At 70.0% G+C, this 15871-nt stretch carries 17 protein-coding genes and 1 pseudogene; 6 read left to right on the top strand and 12 right to left on the bottom strand.

Translation table 11 applies throughout. From position 1 onward, the window contains the following. Positions 1–73 precede the first annotated feature (73 nt). Positions 74–1573 carry an alanine/glycine:cation symporter family protein gene (locus H537_RS40690; RefSeq protein WP_051241605.1) on the top strand — a complete coding sequence of 500 codons (1500 nt, stop codon included), beginning with the start codon at positions 74–76 and terminating at the stop codon, positions 1571–1573. Between the two features lie 16 nt (positions 1574–1589). On the opposite strand, the gene H537_RS0102320 is transcribed toward H537_RS40690, so the two are convergent. From H537_RS0102320 to H537_RS40685, 3 genes are all read right to left on the bottom strand, one after another. Then, entirely contained in the window at positions 1590–3749 is a 2160-nt protein-coding gene (locus H537_RS0102320) for a hybrid sensor histidine kinase/response regulator (protein WP_028996610.1), read from the bottom strand. Positions 3750–3878: 129 nt separating this feature from the next. After that, positions 3879–4004, bottom strand: a complete 126-nt coding sequence (locus tag H537_RS54300; RefSeq protein ID WP_169516940.1) for an LPXTG cell wall anchor domain-containing protein — start codon at positions 4002–4004, stop codon at positions 3879–3881. 174 nt (positions 4005–4178) lie between these two features. Then, positions 4179–5093: an SDR family NAD(P)-dependent oxidoreductase gene (locus tag H537_RS40685; RefSeq protein ID WP_064735888.1), complete on the bottom strand. Its 915-nt coding sequence runs from the start codon at positions 5091–5093 to the stop codon at positions 4179–4181. A gap of 142 nt (positions 5094–5235) precedes the next feature. Here H537_RS40685 and H537_RS40680 point away from each other — a divergent pair, with 142 nt between their 5' ends. After that, complete coding sequence (locus tag H537_RS40680) at positions 5236–5502, top strand: type II toxin-antitoxin system Y4mF family antitoxin (RefSeq protein ID WP_051241603.1); 267 nt, start codon at positions 5236–5238, stop codon at positions 5500–5502. 33 nt (positions 5503–5535) lie between these two features. On the opposite strand, the gene H537_RS40675 is transcribed toward H537_RS40680, so the two are convergent. From H537_RS40675 to H537_RS0102280, 5 genes are all read right to left on the bottom strand, one after another. Beyond that, positions 5536–6807 carry a zinc-binding metallopeptidase family protein gene (locus H537_RS40675; protein WP_051241602.1) on the bottom strand — a complete coding sequence of 424 codons (1272 nt, stop codon included), beginning with the start codon at positions 6805–6807 and terminating at the stop codon, positions 5536–5538. A 131-nt stretch (positions 6808–6938) separates the two neighbouring features. Continuing rightward, positions 6939–7433, bottom strand: a complete 495-nt coding sequence (locus H537_RS0102295; RefSeq protein WP_028996609.1) for a nucleoside deaminase — start codon at positions 7431–7433, stop codon at positions 6939–6941. A gap of 103 nt (positions 7434–7536) precedes the next feature. Beyond that, a complete protein-coding gene (locus H537_RS0102290; protein ID WP_028996608.1) occupies positions 7537–8043 on the bottom strand; it encodes a nucleoside deaminase in 507 nt (168 codons plus the stop codon). Positions 8044–8056: 13 nt separating this feature from the next. Next, positions 8057–9088, bottom strand: coding sequence for an ABC transporter substrate-binding protein (locus tag H537_RS0102285; RefSeq protein ID WP_028996607.1), 1032 nt, complete (start codon positions 9086–9088; stop codon positions 8057–8059). Positions 9089–9201: 113 nt separating this feature from the next. After that, a complete protein-coding gene (locus tag H537_RS0102280) occupies positions 9202–10281 on the bottom strand; it encodes an aromatic ring-hydroxylating dioxygenase subunit alpha (RefSeq protein WP_028996606.1) in 1080 nt (359 codons plus the stop codon). Between the two features lie 466 nt (positions 10282–10747). Between H537_RS0102280 and H537_RS40670 the strand changes: the two genes are divergently transcribed. Together H537_RS40670 and H537_RS56425 are read left to right on the top strand one after the other, a co-directional pair. Further along, positions 10748–11563 (top strand): tyrosine-type recombinase/integrase, encoded by an 816-nt coding sequence (locus H537_RS40670; RefSeq protein WP_310733002.1) that lies wholly within the window; start codon positions 10748–10750, stop codon positions 11561–11563. Between the two features lie 3 nt (positions 11564–11566). Then, entirely contained in the window at positions 11567–11959 is a 393-nt protein-coding gene (locus H537_RS56425; RefSeq protein WP_310733001.1) for a tyrosine-type recombinase/integrase, read from the top strand. 361 nt (positions 11960–12320) lie between these two features. Here H537_RS56425 and H537_RS52265 read toward each other — a convergent pair whose 3' ends face one another. Then, complete coding sequence (locus H537_RS52265) at positions 12321–12530, bottom strand: phospholipase D-like domain-containing protein (protein WP_169516939.1); 210 nt, start codon at positions 12528–12530, stop codon at positions 12321–12323. Between the two features lie 14 nt (positions 12531–12544). Here H537_RS52265 and H537_RS40665 point away from each other — a divergent pair, with 14 nt between their 5' ends. Beyond that, positions 12545–13828, top strand: coding sequence for an IS701 family transposase (locus tag H537_RS40665; protein WP_375136313.1), 1284 nt, complete (start codon positions 12545–12547; stop codon positions 13826–13828). A gap of 107 nt (positions 13829–13935) precedes the next feature. On the opposite strand, the gene H537_RS0102255 is transcribed toward H537_RS40665, so the two are convergent. The 3 genes from H537_RS0102255 to H537_RS40660 all read right to left on the bottom strand — a co-directional run bounded on the left by H537_RS0102255 (position 13936) and on the right by H537_RS40660 (position 15560). Next, complete coding sequence (locus H537_RS0102255) at positions 13936–14280, bottom strand: phospholipase D-like domain-containing protein (RefSeq protein ID WP_156901335.1); 345 nt, start codon at positions 14278–14280, stop codon at positions 13936–13938. A gap of 122 nt (positions 14281–14402) precedes the next feature. Continuing rightward, positions 14403–14795: a phospholipase D-like domain-containing protein gene (locus tag H537_RS0102245; protein WP_156901333.1), complete on the bottom strand. Its 393-nt coding sequence runs from the start codon at positions 14793–14795 to the stop codon at positions 14403–14405. Positions 14796–15113: 318 nt separating this feature from the next. Next, entirely contained in the window at positions 15114–15560 is a 447-nt protein-coding gene (locus tag H537_RS40660) for an MmyB family transcriptional regulator (RefSeq protein ID WP_051241601.1), read from the bottom strand. Positions 15561–15772: 212 nt separating this feature from the next. On the opposite strand from H537_RS40660, the pseudogene H537_RS56690 reads away from it, so the two are divergent. After that, positions 15773–15835, top strand: a pseudogene (locus H537_RS56690) (hypothetical protein); the annotation flags it as partial. Between the last annotated feature and the right edge of the window lie 36 nt (positions 15836–15871).

Here is a 15871-nt window from a genome sequence, read left to right as displayed (position 1 = left end):
TCCGGACGGGCTCCGCGCCCTGCGCAGGCGGGCCAATTGCTCCGGCGGGCGCCTGGCAGCACAGGAGCACGACATGGCTGAGATCGTGGGCGTCCTCAACGGTTTGGTCTGGAGCCAGGCACTGATCTTCCTGTGCCTGGGCGTGGGCCTCTACTTCTCCATCCGCACCCGCTTCATGCAGGTGCGAGGCATCCCGGAGATGCTGAGGCTGATGTTCCGCGGCCAGGCCTCGGAGGCGGGCGTGTCCTCGTTCCAGGCGCTGGCGCTGTCGCTGTCGGGCCGCGTGGGCACCGGCAACATCGCCGGCGTGGCCACGGCCATCACCTTCGGCGGGCCCGGGGCCCTCTTCTGGATGTGGATGATGGCCTTCCTGGGGGCCTCCACCTCCTACGTGGAATGCACGCTGGCGCAGATCTACAAGGAGGTGGACGACCGCGGCCAGTACCGCGGCGGGCCGGCCTTCTACATCGAGAAGGCCATGGGCCAGCGCTGGTACGCCTGGATCTTCGCCGTGGCCACCATCATCGCCATGGGGCTGCTGCTGCCGGGGGTGCAGGCCAACAGCATCGCCGCGGGCGTGAACAACGCCTGGGGCGTGGCGCCGTCGGTGAGCGCGGCAGTGATCGTGGTGGTGCTGGGCTTCATCATCTTCGGCGGCGTCAAGCGCATCGCGCGCTTCGCCGAGATCGTGGTGCCGTTCATGGCACTGGCCTACATCCTGGTGGCGGTGGTGATCGTGCTGCTCAACATCGACCAGGTGCCGGCCATGGTGGGCCTCATCCTGGGCAGCGCCTTCGGGCTGGAGGCCGGCTTCGGCGCCGTGCTGGGGCTGGCGGTGGAGTGGGGCGTCAAGCGCGGGGTGTATTCCAACGAGGCCGGCCAGGGCAGCGGCCCGCACGCGGCCGCGGCGGCGGAGGTGAAGCACCCGGCGCAGCAGGGCTACGTGCAGGCCTTCTCGGTCTACATCGACACGCTGTTCGTGTGCAGCGCCACCGCCTTCATGGTGCTGGTGACGGGCCGCTACAACGTGCAGGCGCCCGGGGGCGGCTTCCTGGTGGAGCGGCTGCCGGGCATGGAAACCGGTCCGGGCTACACGCAGGCCGCGGTGGAGTCGGTGCTGCCGGGCTTCGGCGCGAGCTTCGTGGCGCTGGCGCTGATGTTCTTCGCCTTCACCACCATCGTGGCCTACTACTACATCGCCGAGACCAACGTCGCCTACATCAACCGCCGCGTGCACCGGCCGTGGCTGAGCCTGGTGCTCAAGGCCGCGCTGCTGGTGTCGGTAACCTACGGCGCGGTGCGCTCCGCCGGCGTGGCCTGGGACCTGGGCGACCTGGGCGTGGGCCTGATGGCCTGGCTCAACATCGTGGCCATCCTCATCCTGCAAAAGCCCGCGCTGCTGTGCCTGCGCGACTACGAGGCGCAGAAGCGCGCCGGCGTGGAGCCGGTGTTCGACCCCGGGAAGCTGGGCATCCGCAACGCCGACTGGTGGAGCGCGGCGCGCCGGGCGCCCGCCACGGCGCAGACCGCATCAGGGCAGCAGCTGCCGCCGCATGCGGAACGCCGCACGTGAAGCCGGGCTCGGATAGTCAGGGCGTCTTGACGGCGGCCCAGGCCTCGAGCACGGCCTGCTCGAAGCTGCCCAGGTCGAAGGGCTTCTGCAGGTAGGCGTCGAAGCCCGCGGCAGCGGCGGCCTCGCGGGTGCGCGCGTCGCCATAGCCGGTGAGCGCCACCAGCACCACCGCCACCGGGCCGCGCAGCGCGCGGATGCGCCGCGCCACCTCCAGCCCGTCGATGCCCGGCAGCCCGATGTCCACCAGCGCCACCTCCGCCTGCTGCGCCTGCACCAGCGCAACGGCGCTTTCGCCGTCCGCCGCGCACGCCACCTGGTGCCCGGCCAGGCGCAGCAGCGAGGCGGTCATCTCCTCCACGTCGCGGTTGTCCTCCACCAGCGCGATGCGCAGCGGCTTCAGGCGCGTCACGGCTTCCCCATCGGCGTCGTCCTCCTCCTGCGCCGGCACGGCCGGCAGCCTCACGATGAAGGTGGCGCCGCGGTCGCGCCCCTCGCTCAGCGCCTGCACCGTGCCGCCGTGCAGCTGCACCAGGCGCCGCACCACGTGCAAGCCCAGCCCCAGCCCGCCCTGCGCCCGGTCCATGCGGCGCTCGCCTTGCGCGAAGGGCTCGAAGATGCGCGGCAGCAGCTCGGCGTCCAGCCCGCAGCCGTCGTCGCTGAAGCGCAGCTCGGCCAGGCCCTGTTGCTCGTGCAACCGTATGTGCAGCTGCCCGCCGACACGGCCGTACTTCACGGCGTTGTCCACCAGGTTGGAGACGATCTGCTCGATGCGCGTCTCGTCCGCGCACACGCGCACCGGCGCGAGCTCGGTGGTGATGCGCAGCGGCGCCGTGCGCCCGGACTGCTCGAAGAGCTGCAGCACGCGCAGCACCGCCTGCGCCAGGTCCAGCGCGCGCAGCTCCAGGTTGACGTGGCCGCTGGTCAGCCGCGCCGCGTCCAGCAGCTCGTCGACCATGCGCACCATGTGGCCCACCTGGCGCTCCAGCACCGCGCGCGCGCGCTTCTCGACCTCGGGGCCCGCGCGCGGGTTGCCCAGCACGGCGGTGGCGGAGCGGATGGCCGCCAGCGGGTTGCGCAGCTCGTGCGCGAGCATGGCCAGGAACTCGTCCTTGGCCTTGTCCAGCTGCTGCGCCTGCGCCAGCGCGTCGGCCTGGTCCGCCAGCGCGCGGCGCAGCGCGCGCCGCGCGGCCTCGGCCTCGCGGATGGGCAGCGGCGCGGCGGCGGGCTGCGCGTGTGCGTCCGAATGCGCCAGCGCCGCCAGCGGCTCCAGCGAGTCGGTGATGCGCCGTCCCAGCAGCAGCGCGATGCCCAGCGCCACGGCCATCGCCACCGCCAGCCCGCCGGCCGTCAGCAGCGCGGGCAGCTGCAGCGCCTCCTCCATCGCCTCCATCGGCACGCCCGTGCCCAGCACCCAGCCCGAGGAGCGCAGCTGGCTGAAGGCGACGAAGAAGCGCTGGCCCTCCAGGCCGGCGGTCTCGAAGGTGCCTTCCCGCGGGCCGCGCGCCCGTTCCCAGTACCCGTCCGTCGAGCGCTTGCCCACCCACTGCGCGGGATTGAGCGTGCGGGCGATGATCAGCCCCTGGCGGTCGTTGAGCGTGAGCGTCGCGCCCTCGGCCACCGGGTAGCTGCGTAGGAATTCGAGCCAGGCGCGGTGGTCGATGCCCACGTACAGCGCCCGCTGCACGCGGCCCTCGCGCACCACCGGCGTGACGATGAAGGTGTGGAAGCTGTCCACCCCGGGGCCGGGCACGAGGTCGGAGACCACGCTGGCGCGCTCGGCCAGCGCCCGCTGCAGCGTCTGGCGGTCCGGCACCGTGTGCTGCGGCTGCCCGGCGCGGTGGACGCCCAGCAGCTCGCGGCCCTCGGCATCGACCACGCCCAGCGCCATCCAGCTCGGAAAGCTCCTGAGCATCGTCTCCAGCTCGGGCTGCGCCGTGGCGTCCTGCTCCAGCCGGTCCGCGATGCCGCCCGCGAAGGCCAGGCCTTCGAGCACGCGCGAGGTGCCGCGGATCTCGTTGTCCAGCGCCAGCCGCAGGGCGCTCACGCGCTCCAGGTAGCGCTGCGCGTGCACCTCGCGCTGTGCCTGGCCCAGCGCGACGATGGACGCGCCCGCCAGCAGCGCCACCGGCGCCACCACCGCGGACATCATCAACACGAGCTGGGGACGGATGCGCATGCAGGCTGCTCCCGGGATGCCTGGCCGGGTGGGCAGACTATCACCGCGGTGCACAAAAGAAGACGGGGCGGATGCGACCGCGTTGGCCGCATCCGCCCCGGGCCAGCCCCTGCGGGCGCTTGCCGCGGCCTATCGCGATCGGGCGGCGGCCTCGCGGCGCCGGCGCACGCTCACCCAGCCGCTGAGCCCCAGGGCCAGGCCGGCCAGCGCCAGCGTGCCGGGCTCGGCCACCGCCCCGGGCCCGACGGCGAACAACTGGTTGTTGCCGTCCAGGCCGTACCAGGTCGGCGTGGCGTTGCCGAGCGTGCTGGCAGGGACGTGGCTCTGGAACTGGTAGTAGCTTGGCGCTGGCGGTGCGATTTTTTGTGCTGCCGGACTTGAGGTGTAAAGAAGTCTGACAGCGCCCCGGCGCTGGCCGGGGCAGGTGCGTCAGACCGTCACGTGCCCGCGCCGCGAGGCCGGGCCGCGCAGCAGCCACCAGGCGCCCAGCAGCGCGATGCCGCCCACCGCGCCGGCCACGGCCTTGGCCTTGTTGGCCTGGTGCACCTGGGCCGTGCCCGGCGCAGCCTGCTTCGCATGCTGGCGCGCCAGCGTCGTGCCGGGCGTCACGGTGGCTGCGGCCACCTGCAGCTTGTTCTTGAGCCCGGTGACCACGCCCGGCTTGCCGGCCAGCATGGCCTCGAAGCCCTGGCGCGCCACCATGGCCGCCTCGTCCTTCTTCATCGTGCCGACCTTGGTGTCGAGCAGGTCGGCGCGCTCGAAGAACTTCGTGTCGGTCGGCCCCGGCATCAGGCAGGTCACGCTCACGCCGCTGTCCTTGAGTTCCTCGCGCAGCGCGTAGGCGAAGGAGTCCAGGAAGGCCTTGCTGCCGTTGTAGACGGCCTGGTAGGTGCCGGGCATGTAGCCGGCGATGGAGCCGGTGATGAGAATGCGGCCGCTGCGGCGCTCGCGCATCTGGCGCCCGACCTTCTGCAGCAGCAGCAGCGTGCCGGTGATGTTGGTGTCGAGTACGTGGCGGGCGGCGCCGAAGTCCTGGTCCAGGAAGCCCTTGCCCAGGCCGTGCCCGGCGTTGGCCAGCAGCGCGTCCACCGCGCGGCCCTCGGCAGCGGCGAAGAGTTTCTCCACGCCCTCGGTCGTGGCCAGGTCCGCCTCCACGGCGTGCACTTCGGTGCCGTGGGCGCGCAGCTCCTGCGCCCGCTCCTGCACCTGTGCCTCGTCCGCGGCGATGAGCAGGTCGTAGCCGCGCTGCGCGGCGCAGCGGGCAAGCTCGAAACCGATGCCCGAGGAGGCGCCGGTGACGATGGCGAAGGGTCGGGAGGCGGTGGTGGACAGCGGGGTGTTCATGCGGGCAACTCCTTGATTCGAAGGGTGGATGTCGTTCCCCCACCCTTCGGCAAGTGCCGCGCCCGTGAATTAGCAACGGGGAATCCAGGCGCTTCGGCCCAAGTCGCCGCAAAAATGCAACGGTGCTGCAACAATAAGTAACATGAATACGTTGCAGGAGGTCAAGGCGGACGGCACTGAAGGCTCCACGGAGTCGGTGGTGCGCTCGTCCGCCACATTGGGGGCGGTGGTCCGGGCCCGGCGCAAGCGCTTGTCGCTGCGCCAGCTCGATCTGGCGGGGCTGGGGCATACCGGCAACCGCTTCATCGTCGAGTTGGAAGGCGGCAAGCCCACGCTGCAGTTGCAGAAGGTGCTGGATGTCGTGGACTTGCTCGGATTGGAGCTGGTGGTGCGGGCCAAGCAGCGCTGATGTCATGCCCCGGCCCGCACGGGCCGGGTTCTCTCAAGCCACCGGCTCGGCCGGCGCGGTCGGCTCTTCGGGTTCCTGGGGCGCGCTGGGCTCCGGCGCCGCCGCCGCGGCCGGCATGGCCTTCGGGGCCGCCGGCGCGGGCACCGGCGCACCGGCGCCGCGCACGATGGCGTGGATCAGCTGCAGCTTGGCCACCGCCGGCTTGGGCAGCACGAAGGGATAGAAGTCCGGCTGTCCCATGCTGCGCGCCATCTCGTTGAGCACGGCGGTGAGCTCCACCCAGGCGTTGAGGAAGCCCAGGAAGGCCTCGGCGTCCGCGTCCCCGGGGCGCCACAGCGCTTCCTTGGTCCAGGGCTCGGCCTCGATCTCCACGTCGTCGGCGTCGATGCCGAAGGACAGCGCCGTGTCCACGGTGTCCACCATGTGCAGGTAGTGGGCCCAGGTCTCGGCCCAGTCCTCCCACGGGTGGCAGCTGGCGTAGGTGCTCACGAAGCGGTCCTTCCAGTCCGCGGGCGGCCCTTCCTCGTAGTTCTTCTTCAGCGCCGCGGCGTAGTCCATGCGGTCGTCGCCGAAGAGCTCGCGCACGGGCTCGATCCACTCGGTGTCCTTCACCAGGCGGTCCCAGTAGTAGTGGCCGACCTCGTGCCGGAAATGCCCCAGCAGCGTGCGGTAGGGCTCGCGCAGTTGCGCGCGCAGCTTCTCGCGCTTGGCGTCGTCGGCCTCCTCGACGTTGATGGTGATGAGCCCGTCGTCGTGGCCCGTCATCACCGGCGGCCCGCCCTCGGGCGCGCGCAGGAAGTCGAAGCTCAGGCCGCGCTCCGGGTCCTCGCTCTTGGGCAGCACGGGCAGCCCCAGCGCGATGAGCTGCGACACCAGGCGGCGCTTGGCCATCTCGATGCGGCTCCAGTAGAGCGCGTTGTTGGGCACCGAGAGGTCGGGAATGGTGTGGTTGAGCCGGCACGCCATGCACAGCGGCTTGAGCTGCCCCTGCGCGTCCTTCTCGTTGGCGGGCAGCAGCCAGTTGCAGGCCGCCGCGGCGTCGAAGTTCTGGCAGCGCCTGTAGGCCGTGTCGTTCTGGCCGGCGCCGTATTCGCGCCACAGGTGCTCGCCCAGGGGCTCCAGCGGCATCACGCGCGCCTGCAGCGGCTCGTAGCCCAGCGGCGTGTCGCAGGCCAGGCACTGGCTGTTGCGGAAGAACACCGGCCGCCCGCACTGGCAGCGGAAGGCGCGCGGCGTCGTGGCCTGCTTGTGGGGTTTCCAGGCCGCGCGCAGGCGCGCGGACATCTTCTCGAAGGCGGACGACATGGAAGGAGGCTCCAGAGGGAATGCGGACGCCGCGACCGCCTGAAAGCGGCCTACGGTGCGTGACGCCGGCTCGCAGGGCAGGCGGCGTGCCGACCCCGGGCGACCCGGGCCGCGCCCGGAAGCCCTCCCGCTCAGGACCGCGGCCACGCTCCGCTGAACGGCCCCGCCGCCTCCTGCGCCAGGCACGGCCCCAGCACCTCGATAGGCCGCGGCGCGGCGCCGAGCAGTTGCCGGCACGACAGCGCGATCTCCGGCGGCTTGCCCGTGCGCTGCTGGCCCTCGATGTCCAGCCCGAAGACCACGCGCGAGATGCCGGACCAGAAGATGCCGCCCGCGCACATCGCGCAGGGCTCGCCCGAGGCGTAGATCGTGGCCTGGGCCAGCACCTCGCGCGGATGGCGTCCGCTCACCAGCCGCAGCGCGTTCATCTCGGCATGCGCGGTGAAGTCGTCGGTCTCGCTGCCCGTGTTGCGGGCCTCGGCCAGCACCTTGCCGTCCCGGTCCACGATCACCGCGCCGAAGGGCGCATTGCCGCGCCGCCGCGCCTCGGCCGACAGCTCGATGGCGCGGCGCAGGTGGCGCGTGTCGCGTTCGTCCAGGGGCTGGTCCTGCGCTGAAGAGCTCATGCTGGCTTCCTTGTCCGGGTCTGGGGAAAGAAGCGCGCCCGCCGCTGGGCGGGCCCGCGGTTGCCCGTTCAGGGGCACCGGGCATGCCCGCGCCGGGCCGGGCTCACGTCTCCCAGGCGCCCTCGTGCGGCGCCGCCGCCTCCTCCAGCAGGCAGGGGCCGTGCACCACGAAGCGCTGCGGCGAGGCCTCGAAGACCTGGCGGCAGGAGAGCTCCAGATCCTGCTGCCGGCCCACTGCGCCGCGAAAGCGCCGCAGGCTCACCGCGTCGATGCCGAACACCACGCGCCGGATGCCCGACCAGAAGATGGCGCCCGCGCACATCACGCAGGGCTCGCCCGAGGCGTACATCGTCGCCCCGGCCAGCACTTCGCGCCCGTGGAGCGGGCCGGCCAGGCGCAGCGCGTTGACCTCGGCATGCGCGGTGCAGTCGCCGCTCTCGCCGTTGCGGTTCGAGGCCTCGGCCAGCACGCGGCCGTGCGCGTCGGCGATCACGGCCCCGAAGGGCCGGTTGCCGCGCCGCCGTGCCTCGGCCGACAGCGCGATGGCGCGGCGCAGGTACAGCGCGTCCAGCTCGCCCAGGGTTTCATCGTCATGCGTTGCGTTGCTCATGTGCGTCTCCCGCTCAGGCCTTGGGCAGCCGCTCGGCCTTGGGCGGCAGGAACGACAGGTCGTACACCGTGTCCAGCTTCGGGCGCGACTTGAGCCCGAAGGTCTCGGCCACTTCCGCCAGCTGCTGCTCGGCGAAGGCCTTGCGCACGTCGCCCAGGCCGTGCTCGCGCGCGTCCGGGCCGATGACGTAGCGCTGCGTGATGCGCCAGCGCTCCAGCTCCACCTTCTCGTCCAGGATCGGCTCGCGCTGCTTCACGTAGGGCATGGCCGCCACCGGGTTGGCAATGGTCTCCAGCACCGCGCGGTTGGTGGCGCGCACGAAGCCGGCCACGGCCTTGGGGTTCTCCGCGATGAACTTGCTGGAAGCCAGCACCGCGTTGCCGTAGAGCGCCAGGCCCGTGTCGGCGAAGGACAGCACCGCGAGCTGCTCGGGCTTCAGGCGCTGGAACAGCGCCACGGCCGAGTCGTGGAAATAGGTGGCGCCGTCCACGTCGCCGCGCACCAGCACGTTGTCGCGCGCCGAGAAGTCGGTGGTGATCCACTCGAAGGCGTTGGGCTGGAGGCCGGCGTGGCGCGCGGCCATGGGCCAGCAGCGCTTGGTCGCCTCCACCGCCGCGGCGGCGATGCGCTTGCCCTTGAGGCTGGCGAAGTCGGTGATGCCGCGGTCCTTGCGCCCGATGATTGCGAAGGGCGCGCGGTTGTAGTACTGGTACACCGCCTGCACCACCGGCCCCGCCGTGGCCTGCTGGGTGTTGAACTCGATGAGCGAACTCACGTCGCCGAAGCCCATGTCGTACACGCCGCTGGCCACGCGCGTGATGGAGGCCACGGAGCCGTTGCCCACGTCCAGGCTCACGTCCAGGCCTTCCTCGCGGTAGTAGCCCTTGTAGAGCGCCAGCAGGAAGGGCGCGGTCTGGCCGCTGATGCGGAAGTCCAGCGTGAAGCGCAGCTTGGTCAGGCTGGCGGACGCGCCCTGCGCGAAGGCGGGAAGCGAACCCAGCGCGCCGAGGCCGGCGCCCAGTTGCAGCAGTTGGCGGCGTTTCATGGTGAAGGCTCCTTGGTCGAGGGTGAAGCGAAGGGGGGCCGCGCCCGCGTGCGGACAAAGGCGCGGCCTGGCCCGGGTCATGAAACCCGGGACCGGTCAGGAAAAGCGGGGAATCAGGCTGCGGCCTGGATCGGGATAACGGCGCTCTCGTCCGCGATGCCGCGGTGGATCTCGCGCTCGCCGTGGCGCGTGAGCAGCTCCAGCAGCTTCTTGCGGATGAGCATGCCGGGGCGGTCGCTCTCCATGGAGAACTCCACGCCGCGGCGGCGCGTGTCGATCACGGCGTCGGGGTCGGTGGACTCCAGGATGTCGCGGTCCTCGCGCGTGATCTCGGTGTCGAAGTCGATGAGCATCTGCGCGGGGCAGTCCTCTTCGGTGTCATTGCGGAACAGCCACTGGCACAGCTGGATATGGCCGTCGTCGATGGGCGTGAAGCAGTTGATGATCACGTGCCGTCGTCCGGGCCGCCCGTCCTGCGCGGGATATTCGATGTCCAGCCGGCGTGAGAAGGGCAGGAAGTACGCGTTGCGCATGTGGCGCGTGGTGATCGGGTCGGTCACGCCGCTGATGCGGTGGTACTTCTCGGGGTTGGCCGCGGCGATGGTGGTCTCGGCGTAGAACCCGGTCCCGCTTTCGATGAGCTCGTAACGGCTGGGCTTGGGCTGCGCCGCCACGCCGAAGGTGGCGCGGTGCACGAAGCTGAAGTGCGAGTTGTCGAAGCTGTTCTCCAGCGCCCGCATCGGGCTGGTGGCCCAGCGCTCATGGAACTGGAAGATGGTGCGCCAGCCCGGCGCCCCGAACTCGGGCACTTCCGGAATGTCGGCGATGGGCTCCTCCAGCGCCACCCAGGCGTAGCCGTAGCGCGCGGTGCAGTGGTACGCGGGCGTGCGGTAGTCCGGCGGGATGGTCTTGCAAGCGTCGTACTGCGGGATGTCCACCACGCGGCCGCGGGCGTCATAGGCCCAGCCGTGGTAGCCGCAGCGCAGCCGGCCCTGGTCGCAGAAGCCCTTGGAGAGCCTGGCCGTGCGGTGGCAGCAGCGGTCCTTGAGGGCAGCGGGGTTCCCGTCGGCATCCAGGAACAGCACGATGTCCTCGCCCAGCAGCGTGAAGGGCTGCGGGCCGTCCGCGAGCCGGGCCAGCGGCATGACGGCATGCCAGAACTTGCGGAAGACGGGTTGACGCGTGGTCAGCATGTTGAGAAGCGCTCCAGGGCACGAAGGCCCGGTCGAAGTGGTCACCCCGCCGCGTGGAACGCCGCTGATCGTCAGGGCGCCGCGCCGGGGCACTTCGAGAGCAATTTCCGGCCGCCTTGCGGCGGTGAACGCTTCTACTCTCGTCGCTTGATCCAAAGCAATGCGTGTGCCACGGCGGCGTGGCTGCGATGCTCCCAGGACAGCCCTTGCGCCCACGGCTTGATCCGCCTCATGCCGGGGCGCGCGGCCTGCCCGCGGTGCGTGAGCGCACCAGGGCCGCGCATACTGGCGCCATGGATGCCGCTCCCTCCACCACTTGGGCCCTCCAGGTGTTTCACGGCCTCCCTCGAAATGCCTCTCCTAGAGGGAAAACGGCCTCCCAGCCTTCACGAAGTGTCACGAAAAGGCGCCCAATCACTCCAGAATTGATGGGTGTCAACATGGACCGGACTACCGGAGCCAGCCCATGGGTCGTGCCGCTTCCGAGCTCAGCGCGCTGGCCGTCTCGCGCCTGAAACAGCCCGGTCTCCACTTCGTCGGCGGCATTTCCGGCCTGGCCCTGCAGGTCCTGCTCAAGGGCGGGCGCACGTGGATCCTGCGCATGACGGTGGGGGGCCGGCGCCGCGACATGGGCCTGGGCGGCTACCCCGGCGTGACCCACGCGCAGGCGCGCGAGGCGGCCCGCGTGGCCAGGGACAAGGTGCGCGCCGGCGTGGACCCGATCAAGGAAGGCCGCGCCGCCCGCTCGCAACTGCTGGCGCAGCGCGCCGCGGCACTGACCTTCGCGGAGTGCGCGGCCCGGTTCATCCGCGCCCATGCGGCGGGCTGGCGTAATCCCAAGCACGCCCAGCAATGGGCCAACTCCCTGGAAACCTACGCCCATCCCGTGATGGGCGCGCTGCTGGTGCGCGACGTGGAGCTTCAACATGTCATGGCCGTGCTGGAGCCCATCTGGCAGGCCAAGACCGAGACGGCGAGCCGGGTGCGCGGCCGCATCGAGCAGGTGCTGGACTGGGCCACGGCGCGAGGCTTTCGCGAGGGGCTCAACCCGGCCCGCTGGCGCGGGCACCTCGACAAGCTGCTGCCGGCGCCGGCGAAGGTGACGCGGGTCAAGCACCACGACGCGTTGCCCGTTGACCACGCACCCGGCTTCATGCAGCGCCTGCGTGCCGCGCCCGGCATCGGCGCCCGGGCCCTGGAGTTCGCCATCCTGACCGCGGCCCGATCCGGCGAGGTGCGCGGCGCCACCTGGGCGGAGATCGATCTGGATGCCGCGGTGTGAACCGTGCCCGCCGACCGCATGAAGGCCGGCCGCGAGCACCGGGTGCCGCTGTCGCCCGCGGCCTTGGCGCTGCTTCGTTCCCTTCCGCGCTGGCCGGACAATCCGCTGGTCTTCGCCGCGCCGCGGGGCGGGGTGCTCTCAGACATGACGCTGGCCGCCGAGCTGCGGCGGATGAAGGTCGCGGCCGTGCCGCATGGTTTCCGCTCCACCTTCCACGACTGGGCCGCCGAGCGCACCCACTTCCCGCGCGAGGTGGCCGAGATGGCGCTGGCCCACGCGATCGGCGACAAGGTGGAGGCGGCGTACCGGCGCGGCGACCTGTTCGACAAGCGGCGCCGGCTCATGGACGACTGGGCCGCCTTCCTGGACTCGGCGAAAGAGCAGGGCGGTTCATGAACGGCAGCACCAGTTCATCACCCGGGGTCAGCGTTGTTGGCGCTGCCACCTGCAGGCCGACTCGTCTGGGGCTGCCGTGTTGAGCGAAAAGACCGATTTCTTCAGTCTCTGTGCCGAACTTCTGGCAAACATCGGTCAGCGGAGAAGCATCCATGGCCGACGATGTGCCACTTCAACGAAGTGACCATCATCAACCGCTTCGCGCGCTGGGACACGACCGAAAGTGCCCTTGGCTTTGTGCCCTTATACGAGGCCAAAGACCTACCCAGGCGCGGGCGGCTGTGCTCTATGTAGAGGGATCAGCGCCGCAGGAAGTTGCCAGCGCTGGCTGCGCAACTCCACAGCGGCCGGCGCCTGCGCCTTACAGCTGTTCCTTCAGAAGGTAGAACGCCCGATCAAGCAGCTTGTGTCCGGTGCTGCGGCGGGTCCACACTGCCAAGTCGAGCTCGGTGCATTCGCGCATGTCGCGCTCAAAGAGCGCCTCCAGCCGCTGCGCCAGCCCCGGGTCCACTAGTACTACAGCCGGGCTTTTAGGAATCCGGTTTGCTGCGCCAGGGTCTGGACTCGTCATGCGAGGGCCTGACCATGGACGCACGATTCAACGCATGGGCGCTGCACTGGGAAGAGCTGCAGTGCCAGATTGCTCCGTGCTTCGGGCGCATTGAACTGCGCCGGCGCGCGCGGTCCTATCTTGAAGGGTTGCTCGCGCCGCTGGAGCGCAAGAACGGCTGGCATCTGGCCGAAGCCGCTGGGGACGCCTCGCCGGACGGCGTGCAGGACTTTCTGGCGCGCACGCGCTGGGATGCCGACACGCTGCGCGACGTGCTGCGCAGCTACGTGATCGAGCACTTGGCCGATCTCGACGGCGTGCTGGTGATCGACGAGACGGGCTTTTTGAAGAAGGGCGACAAGAGCGCAGGTGTGCAGCGCCAGTATTCGGGCACCGCGGGCCGCATCGAGAACTGCCAAGTCGGCGTGTTCCTAGGCTATGCGGGTGCCAGGGGCTATGCCTTCATCGACCGAGCGCTGTACCTGCCAGCAGACTGGGTCGCTGACGAAGCTCGATGTGCCCAGGCGCACATCCCGGCATCCGTAGGCTTTGCGACCAAGCCCGAACTGGCGCGGCAGATGCTCAAGCGCGCCTTCGACGCTGGTGTGCCGTGCGCGTGGGTCGTCGGCGACAGCGTCTATGGCGTCTCTGAACTACGAGCGTTCGTGGCCAAGCATGGGCGTGGCTACGTGCTGGGCGTCACCAGTGGCCAGCAGCTTTACTGGCCGCACCACCGCACGGTGGCCGAGATTGCCAATGACTTCCCACAGCGGGCGTGGCAGCGCGTCAGTTGTGGGCCTGGCGCCAAGGGCCCGCGCGTTTATCAGTGGCTCTACCAGCCGTATGGCAACACCGAGGACGGCTGGTGCAGGGGGCTGCTCGTGCGACGCCATCCCAAGCGGCGTAGTGAACGGGCTTACTACCTCACGCGTGCGCCGGTGGGTACCTCGCTGCAGACGCTGGTCGAGATCGCCGGCAGGCGCTGGACGATCGAGTCGGGCTTCGAGCAGGCCAAGGGCCAAGTCGGTCTCGATCAGTACGAGGTGCGGCGCTTTGACGGCTGGCTGCGCCACATCACACTGGCGTTGCTCGCGCATGCATTCCTGACCGCCATCCGCGCGCGCAGTGCGGGGGGAAAAATCAGCGCCCGCGCTCTGGCGCACGCTCTTGCCGCTCACCGTGCCGGAAGTGCGCAGGCTGCTCATCGCGTTCGTGTTTACGTCATACCCGGTGGGCAGAGCGATCCTGGCTTGGTCACATTGGCGGCGACGGCATCAGCAGCGCGCCAAGCAATGCCACTGGGCACGCCGCCTTCGTAAAACCAAAGCCCGGCTGTAGTACTAGCCCGAGCGTGACTCGTCGTTGATCTCTAAGGACCAGTCGTCGAAGTTGCTCGATCCGATGGGGCACTACAGGCCGTCGATGGTCATGACCTTCTGGTGCAGCAGCGTGGTCGGGTACTCGACACCCGCACGCCCGCAGCCAGCAGGCGCAAGCAGTTGTGGTGGGCCGCGTGCTGCACGATGGACATGTACGAGGCGCTAGCCGACGGCACATTCCCCGCACGTCCACGCCGCGGCGCACCGCACTCGGCCAGTGCCATAACGGCCTTGTCATACGGCAGGCAATAGGGGTTCTGTATCCACAGCCGCCGCTGCGCCATGCGCAACACCAAGTGGCGCAGGATCTTCACCGCCGGCGCCGTGCGCTCAGGCTCGGCGCGCGCGATGTACAGCGTGATGTCGCCCGCGGACTCCAGCGCGGGAAACACGTCGTCACCTACGAACAGCTCTCCGCACTCGGCCACCCAGTTCTTGCTGAAGGCCTACTGCACCGCGTGCACGCCGGGCTCGCGCAGGCGCACGCCGATGTCGTGGAAGGGCGGATAGCCCTTCATGCCTTCGTCGAGCCACTGGTCCACGATGCAATGCCCGCCCACGAACGCCACGCGTCCGTCGGCCACGCACACCTTGCGGTGGTCGCGCCGGTTAGGCACGCCCAGGTTGCGCAGCCGCGGCGCGTGGTAGCGCACCAGCCGGCCTCAGCCATGATGCGCTCGGCGTCCTGCCCCGCCTTGCTGCAGCCGCGCGCATCCAGCAGCACGCGCACCTGCACACCGGCCCGGGCGCGCTCGGCCAGCGCAGCGGCCAGCCGCGCGCTCAGGCGGTCCTCCTTCCACAGGAAGGTCTCGAAGTGCAGCGAGCACTGGACGGCGGCGATTTTCTGGACCAGCGCATCGAAGAAGGCGCCGTTTTCCAGCAACTCCACCGCGTTGCCTTCGACCATCGAGGCATGCGTATGGCCCCCCACCGACGGCAGCATCCGATCTGGGCTGGTTGCAGTCGAGCGACAGCTCGGGGTCACGGTGGCGCTTGATGGACCAGATGGCGATACCCAGCAGGACGACGATCACCAGCAGCGCCAATGCCAGTTTGAACAGCGTGTCGGCCTGACCCAAGCGCGGGATTCGACCATGCAGCCCCGTCCACGGCGACATCGCATGACGGCGGGTGAACGACTGCGCGCACTGCTCATGGCAAGCGGGCTGCGATGGGCGCCTCGTCCAGAGCTACCAGCGCCAGCACGTGCGCTGCCCTGACGCTCTCAAGTGCCCGGCTTGCAAGTAGACCGCTGCTGGAACCACCGCGCCGTGGCCTCATCCGCCGGAAAGAAGATCTCCACGCGCAGCTCGTGCACCGTCACGTCGTGCGGCGTGCCCAGCGTGGCGATCGTCGTGAACAGGTTCAGCTTGGTGGCGTCCTTACGCAGCTGCATCGGCAGGAACGGCAGCGCGCGGGCATTGAATTTGGCCATCGGCGCCGCGGTGGCGATACCCGGCAAGGCCAGCAGCTCGGCCAGCAACGTGGCAGCCTCGCTGCCGAGCCCGTCCCCCAGCGCCTCGCGCTGGATCCAGTGCAGCAGGTCGGCACCGACCTCCTGCTGGTTGAGCGGGTAACGGCAGACCAGCCGCGGATCAAGCATCAGCCTCAGCACGTTGATCCCGCCGCTGGGCAACGGAGCCGGCTCGGGCATGTCGAGCAGCCAGTGCATGGCAGGCGTTCGAAGCACGGGAAGCTCGGATTCGACACGGCCATCGGTTGCCATTGCACACCGGCATCGCGATTGCCGCGTGGCCGCATGGAATTGCCTGACGACAGGGCGCCAACAACGATGGAAGGATTGCCACGCAAGCCAAGCTCATCAACAAGGCACTCGAGCGCACGTTTGCGCTCGTCTTTGAACGCGGCGACGAGGTCCTGTCCTTGCTGGAATGCTTCGCCGCCGAGCAGGGCCTGGAGGCGAGCCGTATCACCGCCATCGGCGCGTTCGAGCGTGCAACGCTCGGCTACTTCGACTGGGAG

Source organism: Azohydromonas australica DSM 1124 (assembly GCF_000430725.1).
Taxonomy (GTDB): domain Bacteria; phylum Pseudomonadota; class Gammaproteobacteria; order Burkholderiales; family Burkholderiaceae_C; genus Azohydromonas; species Azohydromonas australica.
Note: the sequence above shows the minus strand (reverse complement) of the source record. Positions and strands in the feature narration are given on the sequence as shown.